The 13,288-nt window shown below is 54.1% G+C and carries 9 protein-coding genes and 1 pseudogene; 8 read left to right on the top strand and 2 right to left on the bottom strand.

The genetic code is table 11. The annotated features are described in order from the left end of the window. Positions 1-115: 115 nt before the first annotated feature. On the bottom strand, positions 116-400 hold the full coding sequence (locus tag IP81_RS01650; RefSeq protein ID WP_054106224.1) for a hypothetical protein: 285 nt from the start codon (positions 398-400) through the stop codon (positions 116-118). On the opposite strand from IP81_RS01650, the gene IP81_RS01645 reads away from it, so the two are divergent. The 8 genes from IP81_RS01645 (at position 400) to IP81_RS01605 (ending at position 12,673) form a co-directional block, all read left to right on the top strand. After that, the gene (locus IP81_RS01645) at positions 400-591 is read left to right on the top strand and encodes a hypothetical protein (RefSeq protein WP_054106223.1); all 192 of its coding nucleotides are present in this window, start codon (positions 400-402) and stop codon (positions 589-591) included. The genes IP81_RS01650 and IP81_RS01645 overlap by 1 nt on opposite strands. A gap of 449 nt (positions 592-1,040) precedes the next feature. After that, positions 1,041-1,526, top strand: coding sequence for a MucR family transcriptional regulator (locus tag IP81_RS01640; RefSeq protein ID WP_054106222.1), 486 nt, complete (start codon positions 1,041-1,043; stop codon positions 1,524-1,526). 853 nt (positions 1,527-2,379) lie between these two features. Then, positions 2,380-3,027 (top strand): hypothetical protein, encoded by a 648-nt coding sequence (locus IP81_RS01635; protein WP_157573032.1) that lies wholly within the window; start codon positions 2,380-2,382, stop codon positions 3,025-3,027. A gap of 17 nt (positions 3,028-3,044) precedes the next feature. Further along, positions 3,045-4,448: a CsgG/HfaB family protein gene (locus IP81_RS01630; RefSeq protein ID WP_054106220.1), complete on the top strand. Its 1,404-nt coding sequence runs from the start codon at positions 3,045-3,047 to the stop codon at positions 4,446-4,448. 102 nt (positions 4,449-4,550) lie between these two features. After that, positions 4,551-9,470: an S-layer family protein gene (locus tag IP81_RS01625; RefSeq protein WP_197274482.1), complete on the top strand. Its 4,920-nt coding sequence runs from the start codon at positions 4,551-4,553 to the stop codon at positions 9,468-9,470. 250 nt (positions 9,471-9,720) lie between these two features. Then, positions 9,721-10,425 carry a response regulator transcription factor gene (locus tag IP81_RS01620; RefSeq protein ID WP_054106218.1) on the top strand — a complete coding sequence of 235 codons (705 nt, stop codon included), beginning with the start codon at positions 9,721-9,723 and terminating at the stop codon, positions 10,423-10,425. A 267-nt stretch (positions 10,426-10,692) separates the two neighbouring features. Beyond that, the gene (locus IP81_RS19500) at positions 10,693-11,298 is read left to right on the top strand and encodes a transcription termination/antitermination protein NusG (protein ID WP_197274481.1); all 606 of its coding nucleotides are present in this window, start codon (positions 10,693-10,695) and stop codon (positions 11,296-11,298) included. Between the two features lie 67 nt (positions 11,299-11,365). Then, positions 11,366-12,673 (top strand): sugar transferase, encoded by a 1,308-nt coding sequence (locus tag IP81_RS01605; protein WP_197274480.1) that lies wholly within the window; start codon positions 11,366-11,368, stop codon positions 12,671-12,673. A gap of 147 nt (positions 12,674-12,820) precedes the next feature. Here the strand turns inward: IP81_RS01605 and IP81_RS01600 are convergent. Beyond that, positions 12,821-13,108 (bottom strand): annotated as a pseudogene (locus tag IP81_RS01600) (IS5/IS1182 family transposase); the annotation flags it as partial. Positions 13,109-13,288 lie beyond the last annotated feature (180 nt).

The following is a 13,288-nucleotide window of genomic DNA, read 5'->3' as shown; positions in this document are numbered from 1 at the left end:
ATGTTTTTGCATAATATTCATAATGTGTTTTGTTAATACTATAAACGTCTGTATTATATCTGGACTTTATAAAATTCCTCTTCGGTATCACCCATAAACACTAAAATGTGATCTTTCAGGTCCCGTAAAGTTGATCGACAAAAAAATCTTTTTTGGGCTTATCGCCATAGCCTGATGGGCTATGTTTTTGCTGGCTGGAGGCGCTAAAAAACGGCGACTCATTAGGCGCAAAGACATGCTCGAAATATCGTCGAAAAGACAGTTGGTTGAGGCTTTGATCAGTTGCCTTGAATACCTGGATCAATGCTCCAGCCAAATGCCAGCTATCCGGCTCAGCGAGTGCCTTGACAGCTTGTTGGAAGAAGTTGGTGTGATCGCCGATGAGGCGGGGTTGGTTCATTGACGAAACTGCTTGGCGATTGTCAGGATGATTTTCGCAGAGCTGTTGAATTCGAGCAGGAAATTCCTGATAGCGACGGCATAGCAAAGTTTCGTTTGCGCACCCGGCTGTTGATCATTGGCGGCCTTTCTGCATTTTTATGGACCGCTATCGTGCTTGGGCTGAAAGCGCTAATCAATCTGGCAACCTGACAACAGCGCTTGGCTCCGTTACCGGGTTGGTCCGGCGCCCCCGGGGACAGTCCCGTTTATTTCATCTTTGGTTTTTCGGAATGGCGAACATATTCGGCGGAGAGGCGCGCGCGAAAGCGGCCTCCCTCGCCAAACAACCTTCTAGATGAACTAATTGGAAGCGATTCCAGCGTCTCGTAACGATTTTTCCAACACAACCCAGTTTGCCGAGTTTGAAACAGACCGCTGCCATTGTGCTTGGGGGGTGTTGCGTTTGTCCAACGTTCAAAGTCAGCCGCCTGATTAGCGCAAAGGCGTCATCACAAGTTTCTGCTTCGCCCGACGCTTCGCGAAATCAACAAGCTTTGCGATGCACTCTTCCTGGCGGTACTTGTTCTGTGGGATCAGATAGTTTATCAGAATAAACTATAAGGCTATCCCGCGCTTATTTCTGGTGTATAGAGGTCGGTATGAGTGATTTTCAGCTTGAGAAAAAAATCGACCTCGCCAGCGAATTGGCTGTTGCCTGGCTCGCCAATCCCAACACGCGCGCAGATCATGCAGATGTAGCGGCTTTCCTGAAAGCTGTTCATGAAATGATCGACCAGCTATCGCAGGGTATCGGCGGGGGCGGCGGTCGGGCGGAAGTTCCACCTTATGTTGATCCGGCAGAGTCGTTGGCGTCTAAAGATCACATCATCTCCCTGATCGATGGAAAGCCCTATAAGGCCCTTCGTCGGCATCTTGCGCGGCACGGCCTCTCGCCAGACGACTATCGTCGCAAGTTCGGATTAACGCCTGATTATCCCATGGTTGCCGAGAATTATTCACGAGAACGGCGTGAGCTTGCAAACAAAACCTGGATTGATCGCAAGGTTGATCAAGACACGAGGCGGGCTGCTGAAAATGCAAAGCCAGCCAAGATTTCCCGATCACGCGGTGCTGCTGCACGCTGAATTAGAGTGATTTTTAGGCGTAGACCCCATTTCAATCTCTCGAAGTCTCACGACAGATCCTGTTTACGTTATGTGCGATAGGGTGTCGGTCTCTGAATGGCGCTTCGCACCTTAGCTGCCGCGCATGTTGTGCGCGGCTTGGACGTCTGGCCGGGTTGGTTGATTGGCAGATAAGCAACTTCTGTCATCGCAATGCACGATTCAGCCCCTCAATTAAGATACACGGCGCATCGGCTGTCTGCCGCGACGCGACTCATTGTCGTGCATACCCGCTAAGGTCGGGCTCAATCGGTCAAACGGCTAGATCAGCTTATAAGCACTGATCGCTGTTTCCAGTGCGCGGTGCTGCGATGGTGGCGCTTGTTCATTATGATGCGCCCAAAAAGCCCCCTCACTCTTGTAACGAAGATTTTGATCATATATGATATAATAATGATAATTTAGAAATGAATTTAATGATAATTATGATTGACCTATGATAATATGATGGATAATGACGGCAAATAAATTTGAACAAGGCAGATTTTAATGAAGATCCATGACGAAAAGAGGGAATTTGATTTCCTCTCGTAGGCTGCGCCTGCGAATAGCGTCCAAGCATAACCCCATGACGGTCAACTATCTTCGAATAATCAATTCGAGGAATGTAAATCTGCGCGTAAAGTAAAGGTTTTGGGAAATTTGTGAATGAACGTTTTTTCTTATTTTGGAAAATACACTCAAATATATGATTTAAAGCCTATTGAGAGAAACTTCGCGGGTTCGGAATCTTAATTTGGGGTTCCAATAAAAATCACTCAATTGCGCTTTGAAAAACCATTTGCATTCGCAATGGGGAAACTCAGGGGATATTATGAATAAATTGAAAAATATGATGATTGGTAGAGCAAGTCTATTATTTGTTATCAATAACTTGATTTTTTCTCAGAATGTTGTTGCTAACGGTGTTGGTGAGAACGTTGCTTGGCAGTTCAACACATCTATCGATAAAGTCAATCGTGGCTATCTTGAGGACATGCGTCAAAAGAAAGCCAACGACTACTATGCTGCGCCAAACATCACAAACATCATAGATAAGCAATTCAATTGCAGTGTTTCAGCCAGTGCAAGCGGCAACCTTGGCACAAGCACTGTCGCCACTTCCGGGCCTGCAACCACGGGCAACGGCGCAGTTGCAAAGGCCAATGAAGCGGTATCTCAGGTGCAGGACGGGTCGGGCAGCGCCATCGATACGTTCGGATTGATCGGCAATACCGGTTCTGAAGGTGTCGCGTGGTCAGCCTCCAACCTTGCCAACCGCTTGGCAAGCAGCGGCTCGAACGGCATTGTTGCCGATCTTTCGAACACCGGCCAAGTTGGTGCCACGGCCCAAGGCGACACTTCCAGTGTGGTGGGCAATACAGAAAATTATCAAGCACTTAATTCGGCTCAGACCAACTCCGGCACGCAGAGCGCATCCGTCAGCGGCGCGAACGGCTGCAACTTCGCGTCGATGAACTGATGCGGATGTTAAGCCCTATGTACCGTTTTACGCCCAAAGCGCCTGAGCGGGTGCGTGCCGTGTCGTGGTTTGGCAGGGCAGCAGTAACGCTTGCGCTGATCCCGCTGGTCTCCGCGTGTTCTATGTTAAATGTGGGACGCATTCCCAGCCAGCGTCTTGCCGAGGGCGAGGTTCCAACGCCAATCGGGGCTATGGTGCGCAATAATCGCACACCTATGGAAGGCGCGATTGCCTGCTTTGCCGATCATCTGACGGCGATGCGGAAGTCCAATGCCGCGGGTTCGCCGGTGATTAGCGTTGGCGACATCAAGGACTTCACCGGCAAGTATTCCATCAATGAAGGCAATGCGGTGACGCAGGGTGGTTCGCTGATGGTCTACTCTGCGCTTGGAAAGCTTAATGGTGTTGTCCGGATTGCCGAGCGCTTCGATTCCGCCATCGCCGAGCGGGAATTGGGTTATATGGACCGCCGCCAGTTGGGCGATGGCCGTGCCCATGATGTGAGCGGCCAGCGGGTGCCATGGGTGCCCTATTTCGGCGGAACTATCGCGCAAACCGATTTTTACATCATCGGCGGCATTACTGAGGTGAACTATAACATCCGTTCGGGCGGGGCCGAGCTTGGCGTGGATAACATCGGCGCGAAAAGCCGTGTGTTCAACCAGAGCATCGCGGTCGATCTGCGGATCGTCAATGCGCGTACGCTGATGGTGGAAAAGACCGTCAGCTTGACCAAGCAATTTGCGGGTTATGAAGTGGGCATCAACGTGTTTCGCTTCTTTGGCAAAAGCCTTTTTGACGTGAACCTTGGTGCCAAAGGGCAGGAGCCCCTGCAACTTGGGATTCGCGCGGCGCTGGAAGAGGCGACGTTAAGGTTGGTGGGCGCTGCAACCGGGGTTGATCCCGAACCCTGCTTGGACGTGGTCACCCGCCGCATTCCCGATCAATCGGCAGAAGAGATGCGGGGGCAGTTCTTGCAAGTGTGGCCGCCAAAGCCGCTGGTCGGACGCCCGATGACCGTGTTGGGCGGTACCGCTGTTGTCGAAAATGCGCCTTATCTCAATGCTTTGGTTAGCTCGCCTTCGCGCGCGTCAAACATCGGCGCAAACTTCCAGGTGCTGTTCGAATTTGGCGATGTCTCGATCATTGGACCGATGCAGACGGTGCTGGATCAGATCGCGGCCGAGGCGGCCAAGGGCTCCGTCGTGATCACCATCGTCTCGCGCGATACCGAGAACTGGGACCCGGCCAAGCGGGATAGCCTTTTAGAACAACGACTTGCGGTGCTTAACGCGCTTCTCAGTTTGCGGGGCGTAGCGCCGGAGACAACAAAAGTTACATGGCGACCAATCAAGAATGATTCAACCATGCAAAGAATCGGTGCTGGATTGCAATATCTTGCAAGAGTGCAAGTAAATTAATCCATCAAACGATAATTCAGGCAACTTTGTGCTGCTTGGATTTAATGAAGTGAAGTGCCTTTATCTTCCAGAACAGGGGAATTCATGTCTAAGATATCCAAAATGCGCAACAGTTTGCTGATTAGTTCAGCAACGGCTGTGCTAACAACTATGGGCGGTGGTGTTGCTACTGCTCAATCCATCACTCAGGAATCCGCACAATCGTTGGTTGGTGTGGTACAAACGGGGTCTTCTGCGACCATTAGCGCCACAATTTCGGAAAATGATGGTTCCGCAGGCGTAAATGCGACCGGTACAGTCACCGACACAACGATCACGGTTGGCACGTCTGCTGCAAGCCGCAACGTGACCTCGGCCACTGCCACCGCCAACGAAGCAACGCTGACCGTTACCAATTCGCTTAGCAACGCGGATACGACAGTTGGCCAGACATCTGCCAGCGTCGATGCTGCTGGTGTGGTGGCTGCGGAAACGGCCATCGGTGTGGCACAGGCCAACACCAACGGTACGTTGACTGCTTCGAACACCTCGACGTTTGACATTACAGCAACCGGCGCGGTTAGCGGTTCAACGCTGCGCGAATCTGCCAATGCGCAGGAAAGCGTTGCGCTGTTGAACAACGCAACCAACACGCTGAACTCGACTGTCAACAATGTGGCGGCAACCACTGCCATCAGCAACCAGCAGACGAACACGGAAGCCACGCTTACCGCGTTGACCAATGCAGGGGCAGGCATCACCGCTGGTTCAACGGTCACCAACAGCACGGTCGAGCTTTCGGGCAACACCGAACGCGCGATTGCCGTTGCCAACACAGGCACCAACACCCAGTCGGTTACGGGCAACAATGTTGTATTGCCTGCCATCGTCGGTTCGGCATCAATCACCAGCGGCGATGCTGCTGTGCTTGGCGCATATGTCACCGGTTCCAATCAAGATCTGGTCGGCAATACAACAACGCCTAGCACCATTACCGCCACAAACACGTTTGACAACAACGGCTTCAGCGTCGGCGTAAGCGGTGCGGTAACCGGTTCCACGCTCAAGAACGATGGCAACGTCGGGGTCGCTGCTGTTCGCGGTAACGATGTGACCAACACCACCACCCTCAGCGCCAACAGTGTTTCGAACACTGCCAGTTCGGACACCACGGTTGCAGCAATCGGTTCTTCACAGAACGTTGCCGATTACACGCTGACAGCTCGGGCATTTGGCGAAAACGACACTTCGGCCCGCACCAACGTGGGCGGCAATGTTGCGTCAACAACGATTACCACTTCGGGCAATGCGGTTACGGCTGAAGCCATGGCCAACAAGGGCAGCAACGCCATTGTTGCATCGGTTGGTTCGATCGATACGTCTGGCGGGATTGATGGTTCAGCTACGGTTACCGCCGCAGGCCTTGCCACTGCCGCTGCTGCATTTGCAGTTGGCAACAGCCAGACCATTGATGCGCAGAGCACAGTGAATGCTTCGTTGGCCGACACGCTCGGCACATTGGGTTCGGGCGTTCTCACTACGCTTGGTGCCGATGTTACGGGTTCGACCGTGCGTTCAAACAGCAACACGCAAACGGCCGTTGCCACTGGCAACACCACCGCTGCGGGTGCAAACAGCATTTCGCTGACGGGTACTGATCTTGCCACCACCACGGCGGTGACCAACTATCAGAGCCAGGCGGGTGTGATTGCCACAACGATCGGCGGCGCAGCAACGACGACGACCGGTACTGCATCGAGCAGCTTTTCGCTTACGCAAACGCTGGTAGGTGGCGCGCATGATAACGTGAACAACGTCATCACTGCGGGCGATTATTCGGTTTCGGCCGCTGGCCTGTCTGCTGGTCAGATTCTTGCGCTGGAAGAAGGTGGTTGGACGCTCTCGGGTGGTGCTTATCTGAAAAGCGCTATCGGCTCAGCAGCAACGGTAAGTGACTACGCAAGTCTCACCGGTGCAGGTGTCAGCACAGCGTTTTCAACCATCGCGACGACCTATGAACTCCCTGCTGCGGGCGTTGCGTTGTCGGTTGCTGAAGACATCACGGGTAGCACGCTGAGCGTGGATGGCAATGCCTTGACCGGTACGGCTAATGGCAACATTGCCACCAACCGTATTTCGGTGAATGCAACATCGATCAATCCGGGCGGTTCGGTCACTGATGGTGCGGCTGATCCATCGACTGTTGCGACGACAACGCTTGGTGCCACTGCTGATAACGCACTGGTAAACAACCAGGTTGTTTCAAACGCGGAGACCAGCACTGCAACCAGCGCCTTCGGTATCTTTACCGAAACGCGTACAGACGATCTGATCAGCAGCAATGTTGATACCAGCGCCTTGTCGGTATCGAACAACGCACAACTGGCCGAAGTCAACGGCAGCACGGCATCAAATTCGATTGCGCTTTCGGGCAATGCGATTGATTCCACTGCGGCGCTTTTGTCTTCGCAAAACAAAACCGGTTCAAGCACGCTTGAGGCCACTTCAACCACATCAATCTATGCGCCTGTCGCATCGACCGATTCAACGATCCGGTTGAACAGCAACAGCAGTGCAGCAAGCACTGGTGTCAATTCCGTGACGAACACCGTTGTGGCAACAGCCTCGACGTTGACCGGCAGCGGTGTAGATACCGATGCCGTTCTGACCACGGTAACGACTGGTAACCCGGTCAATGCCACGGCAGACTTTGTTGCAAACAACGTGCAAACCGCAACCGGTTCGGCAAAAGCGACTGCAACGATCAATGTCCGCAATGCGGATAGCTTTGCAGCGCAAGACGCCACCACCAGCCGCACGGTTACGGCACCGTTCACGACTGATGGCATCCAGTCCGGTTTGGTTGAAATGAACCGCAACCTTGCCAGCGCTGATGTGAACATCAACAATGCTGTCAATCAGGTTGCGCTTACCGGCTCAACCACACTCGATGCATCGGGTGGGGTGATCAGTAAGCAGACGAATGGCTCCAGTGCAACTGCCCAAGCTACGAACAACACGCTTCTCAACGTGGTTGGTACGGGTACTGCTGCTGGCGCTGGTGACAGCACGGTGACGCTTTCGAACAACGGCACTGTATCATTGGCCAGCGGCAACGTGGTGGGCAATGCGCTTACCGCGACGGCGTCTGACCTGAATGCGACAGCAGCGGGTACTGATGGTTCACTTTCGGCTACGAGCTCGACGCAAGTAGCAGATGCGACATTCACGGTTCTCAATGAGCAGATCAATTCGGCAGCCATAAACTCCAGTGGTTCTAATACCACCAGCGCGTATCTGGCTGGCGGGGCTTTGGCAGATGCCGTGAACGGTTCAACTGTTGCTCTTAACAACAATGTTCGTCGCACTGAAAGCGATGGCAACGTTGCATCCAACGCCCTGACCGTATCGGGTGCAACGGATGTGGCTGCATCGGGTGGTGTGAGCAACAGCCAAACCAGTGACCGGATGGTTTCTGCGGTCGGCTTCAACACGGTACAGTTGATTGCCAATGCGGATGCAACCGATGGGCTTGATGCTGTTGACAGCAGCACGCTGACGCTTTCGGGCAACGCAACACAAACCCGTACTGCTGCCAATACGGTAACCAATACGGTCAGTGCTTCGTCGCTCAATCTGTCAGGTACAGGCGGGGCAGAAGCCGCTCTTTCGGCAGACACTACGCTGGCGGCGGCTGGCAGCTTTACGGCGGTCAATCGGCAAACCTCTGACGCACTTATCGAAGGTGTGGCCAACGCTCAGATCTTGGCAAACTTGACGGCTGATAGCGGCGCTGTGGCAGTTACGGGTTCAACCGTAACTCTGAGTGGCAACGCGACGCAGAGCGAAACCGATGGCAACGTGGCCTTTAATACGGTGACACTGGCGGGAACCGGCGAGGTTTCATCAACCGGTGGCGTCCTGAACGGGCAGACTAACAACGCATTTGTTACAGACTCTGCAGTTGGTACTTACCGTGTGAACACTACCACAAGCGGCAGCGGCACGGGCGTAGTTGACAGCACCGTATCGCTGAACAACAACGCGACGCGCTCGCTGGCAAACGGAAACACAGCCACGAACGTGTTGAATGCGTCTTCAGCCAATTTGGTTGGAACCGGTGCAGACGATGCAGTACTTGCTACGACTGCTTCGCTCAACACGGCTGATGCCAGCTTCGCGGTTGTTAACCAGCAAGCATCGACAAGTGGTGTTTACTCAAGCGCCGACAGTACCACTGCCGCAAACTTTGTGACGGACACTGGCAGCAATGTTAGTGGTTCAACTATTGCATTGAACGGCAACAGCACCATTTCCGAAGCAGTTTCTAACACTGCCACGAATGCTGCGATCCTGAATGGTGCAACCTCGCTGGCGGCATCGGGCGGGGTTATCAACGCCCAGTCGAACTCGTCCATTGCTAACTCCTACGTCAACGCAGTTGTCCAGGTTGTGGCAGAGGACGCATCTGGCGCAGCTTATGCGCTGAACGGCAGCACGGTGAACTTGGCCAATAACAGCGCAGCATCGCGCGCTGGCGCCAACAATGCCGTCAATACGCTGAATGCTACTACGTTGAGCTCAACCGGGCTGGGTGCAACTGCTACCGATCTCGCGCTCAACAGTGATGGCACCAATGCGATTGATGCGACCTATGCAATGCTGAACAAGCAGGGCAACACGGCTAACGTCTACGCAACCACCAACGTCACCTATGGTACCTCGTTCACACAGGGTGATGGTGCTGCGCTGAATGCTTCGAAGGTTGCAGTGTCTAACAACACCGCATCTGCCGTGGCTTATGCCAACTCGGCCACCAACAGCATGACGCTGACGGCGCTGAACACCGGCGTATCTTCGGCTGCGCTTGGCAACAGCCAGACCAATACCGGTTCGGTGCTTGCATCGGCGGCTTCGCAGATGGCTGGCGGCGGCATCAATGCCACCGGCAACATCGCTGCAAGCATGTTCTCGGTCGGTGGCGGCAGTGTTACTGCCACTGCGATCGGCAACAGCGTGACCAGCACGTTGCTTCGTAACTAAGCCCCGTAAGCCCGGTCTTCCTCCCCGTCTCGGCGGGGGGAAGGCCGGGCAACGCGACGAGACGTTCCGAAGGCAACCCCGCTTCGGCCGTTGGACCTCTTCCCAACCCCCGCTGGGATATCGAGCACGCTCTGGTCCAGGACCGCCGCGCCCGCGAAGCGCGGCGGTCTTTCGTTTTTCCGGGCACCTTTCAAAACCGCTCCCAGCTTTCGTTCGGGACACGCCAAGCGCGGGCAAAATCGGACTTATCATGATGAACGACCCGGATAGTTTTCCGCGAAGTCTTTGCATCGTTGATAACGATGCCGATTTCGTCGCCTTCCTTGCGCCCTATCTTGAAGCCCAGGGCTGCACATCCGCCCTGTTTGGTTCGGCGGAAGAGATGATGAAGGCTGGGCCGTTTGCAACATATGACTTTTTTGTAATCGCGCTGGAATTGCCTGGCCATGATGGGGTAGATCTCATCGCGCTGGTCCGCGCAGGCAGCAACGTCGGCATTCTGGCCATAAGCAGCCGTCTTGGTCCCGATGCTTTCAACTCCGCGCTGACCGCCGGGGCGGACATGTTTATCGCAAAGCCTGCGCGGTTTGATCAGATGTACTATGCGATCAAATCAATCTGGCGGCGCACACTCGCCACAGCCGCGCAGCCGTCCAGAGCCTGGCAAATATCAGCCGATGCCAGCCAACTCCACACGCCCGATGGCGGCGTGTTTCAGCTAACGCGCACTGAAGTGCGTATCATCGAATGCCTGCGCGCAGCTGGCGGAAAGCTTGTTTCGCGCGCTGACCTTGCCGCAGCGAGCGAAGTAACCGAAAGCGCCGACAACCGGAATCTGGATGCAGCAATATCCCGCCTGCGCCGCAAGATTGTACGCGGTACAAATCTGACATCACCCTTCCGTGCTGCGCAAGGGTTTGGCTATCTGCTTACGATGGACATCACGGACAAATGATTTTCGGTGGCGGGCGCAATCTGTTCCGCCGTCAGAACGGTGCTCAGGCCATGTGTGGCGGCAATCGGGCGAGGCGCTTGTGCTTCGAAGCGTGCATTTGCATAGATGATATGATGTGATAATATATTGCGCATTATCAAAAATAATCTATTTTGTTCCGAGTGAATCGTGCAAAAAAGACGCGTTGGATTTGATAAACTCAGAAGAGATCATTAATTTGCGGGCGGCGCTTTGCGGTGTCCAGTTTGGCCATTTTCAGGGATTTTTGTGCGAGAAACCGAGTTTCCAATAAGGCGTATATCAGGCGATGATCTGCCGGATAACCGACATGCAAGCCCCGAGCGGCCAGCCTCGCCTAGCCTGCGATTTGATAAATGGTTTGTCGCAACCACGCAGCCTCAAAAGGAGGCGCTTGCGCAAGGGCAACTCCAAGTCCAGGGTTTTGGCGCCTTTGTTCCCAGGTTTCGCAAACAACGTCGGCGCGCGGGCCGTGTTGTTGAGGTGTTGGCACCGGTATTTCCCGGTTACATATTTGTGCAAGCGGAACCGGTGCAATACCCTTGGCGCAGCATAAACTCGACACGAGGTGTGCGGCACCTGATCGGCACAGGCAGCGGGACCCCCAAATCTGTGGCTCCCGATGTGATGGCGGCAATTTTTGCGCGCTGTAGCTCAGGTGTGATTGATAGCCTCATGACCGCTCTGAAGCCGGGCATGGAAGTTAAATTCATTTCCACAGCGTTTGCCGATCGTATTGCCACGATTGAACAGCTTGATGAGCGCGGACGGATCCATGTCCTTCTCGAAATCTTAGGCCAGCCTGTTTCGTTGCAGGTTGATGCAAGCGCGCTTGAGCCGGTTGTCCTGGGATGATCCTGGCACCATTGCGCCTTGTGCTGGCACCTGGGTCGACCCGTTTGCGATTGCAAGGTGCTGTGCGATGAACATGTATACACCATTCGCCCAGATGAAATTGCACTCGAAGGTCAGATTCGGAGATCGTTGGGGGCGCATATTGCGCACCAACCGGTTTACGCTCGGCGGCCTCTTGATTGTGGGTGTTGGTGTGCCGCTTTTGGTGCTCGCGGCAACAGACATCGAAAACATCTTCGCGGAAGATCATGACCGTGAGTTGCTTCCGACGATAATCGTAGTTTTTGTTGCTGCAATTTTCGCGCACATCATGCTTCGGAACGTTGGCGCGCTGGCTCTTACCACTGACCGTGCACTTATATTCCCGTCCTTCTTTTCGGCATATGCCGCTGCAATAGCAGGTGCAACCATACTCGGCGTTAAAGTTGGCATCTCAACAGTCGCCCTGAGCTTTCTAGGTGGTATGGGGTGGTATCTCATCGTGGCATCTGCGCGTCGGCGCGCAGGTCGGCCGCGCGTGGGGTACATTGGCTATTTGCCCGAAAAATCTGCACTCAGGCGTGTCCGGATCAATTGGGTATCAGCGATCGTTGAGCGGGCAGAGTTGATCGACGTTGTGGCAGTTGTGTTCGATAAGCATCGCCCGGAAGATCACATAACAGAGCAGGTTTTGCAGAAGGCTGTGTTGCAAGGCATCCCGGTTTACCGGCAAGACTACTTTCGTGAAATGGTCACTGGCACCGTTAGCCTCGACAATCACCCTGTCGAAAATTTTGGCTACATGCTGCCCTCGCGTCCGCTGGTCCGCGGAAAGCGATTGGCCGATCTCGTGGTCGTTGTTCCGGCGCTTTTGATGGCGCTACCGGTGCTCATCATAGTGGGCTTGGCCATCAAGATCGAAAGCCCTGGCGGCGCTTTGTATCGTCAACAGCGTGTAGGATATCGCGGCAGGCGTTTTGTTTGTTACAAACTGCGCTCCATGCGTTGCGATGTCGATGGTCCTGCTTTTACAACCGAAAATGATCACCGGGTAACGCGTGTGGGCAAGCTCATCCGCAAGCTTCGCATTGATGAGCTTCCGCAATTGTACAATGTGTTACGCGGCGACATGAGCTTGATCGGGCCGCGTCCAGAATCGGTGATCTTGGCTGATCAATACGCCAGAGAAATACCTTTTTATGTATACCGGCACTCGGTGCGTCCGGGCATCACAGGGTGGGCAGCAGTCCATCAGGGAAATGTCGCACACGGAGATGCAGCCCGGCAAAAGCTTGAATATGATTTTTACTATATCAAGCATTGCTCGGTGTGGCTCGATTTTTTGATCGTTTTGCTCACCATTCGCACGATTGTTACAGGCTTCGGTTCGCGATGAGCGAAAGTGCGGACGGTTTGGCTCGGCATCGGATTAGCAGACCTTATAACATTTCCGTTCTTGTTATCGGTTTATGGCTCACCTTGATCTTTCTGATAGGAGGGAGTGCTTGTGGCCTTTGATGTTCTTGCCCGCGTCAAAGCCTTATGGGCCACCACTTCCCGTCGTTTTCACGCTTTAGCTGTTAATGACGCCCGCGCTGGGTGACGCCTCCCGACCCGCCGCTTCGCGAGCCATCAGTAGCAGCGCGTGACTGATCGACTTCCACACACCTATCGCGCTCCAGCGGTAGAGATAATGCTGCACCGTGGTTATTGGCGGGAACAGGTCCGGTGGCAGCAAGGGCGCAAGGATTTCCCACTCCGCGCCCGTCAAATCGCTGGGAAAAAGCAAGTCTGCTCTGGCATACTGCCGTTGGGTAGTATCGGTCCATATGTGCCGCTACGTCGTAGCCTCGCAACCACGGCTGAATCACATGTCACCGATATTGCAAACTTCTTTTTCGGCCAGCCTCTCACGGGGATGACTACTCCTTGCTGAAGGACTGGATAGCGCATGGTTCGTGTTGGAGGCATTATCCATGGAGCGCTTACCCTAAGCTGACATTTTGAGTGC

This window comes from Novosphingobium sp. AAP83, from assembly GCF_001295795.1.
Taxonomy (GTDB): Bacteria; Pseudomonadota; Alphaproteobacteria; order Sphingomonadales; family Sphingomonadaceae; genus Novosphingobium.
This window is presented reverse-complemented; position numbering and strand designations above follow the sequence as displayed.

Bases quoted from the DNA above. Each gene is read 5' to 3' on its own strand.
- IP81_RS01650 (WP_054106224.1), bottom strand. From the start codon at position 400: ATGAACCAACCCCGCCTCATCGGCGATCACACCAACTTCTTCCAACAA.
- IP81_RS01640 (WP_054106222.1), top strand. From the start codon at position 1,041: ATGAGTGATTTTCAGCTTGAGAAAAAAATCGACCTCGCCAGCGAATTG.
- IP81_RS01635 (WP_157573032.1), top strand. From the start codon at position 2,380: ATGAATAAATTGAAAAATATGATGATTGGTAGAGCAAGTCTATTATTT.
- IP81_RS01630 (WP_054106220.1), top strand. From the start codon at position 3,045: ATGTACCGTTTTACGCCCAAAGCGCCTGAGCGGGTGCGTGCCGTGTCG.
- IP81_RS01625 (WP_197274482.1), top strand. From the start codon at position 4,551: ATGCGCAACAGTTTGCTGATTAGTTCAGCAACGGCTGTGCTAACAACT.
- IP81_RS01620 (WP_054106218.1), top strand. From the start codon at position 9,721: ATGATGAACGACCCGGATAGTTTTCCGCGAAGTCTTTGCATCGTTGAT.
- IP81_RS01605 (WP_197274480.1), top strand. From the start codon at position 11,366: ATGAACATGTATACACCATTCGCCCAGATGAAATTGCACTCGAAGGTC.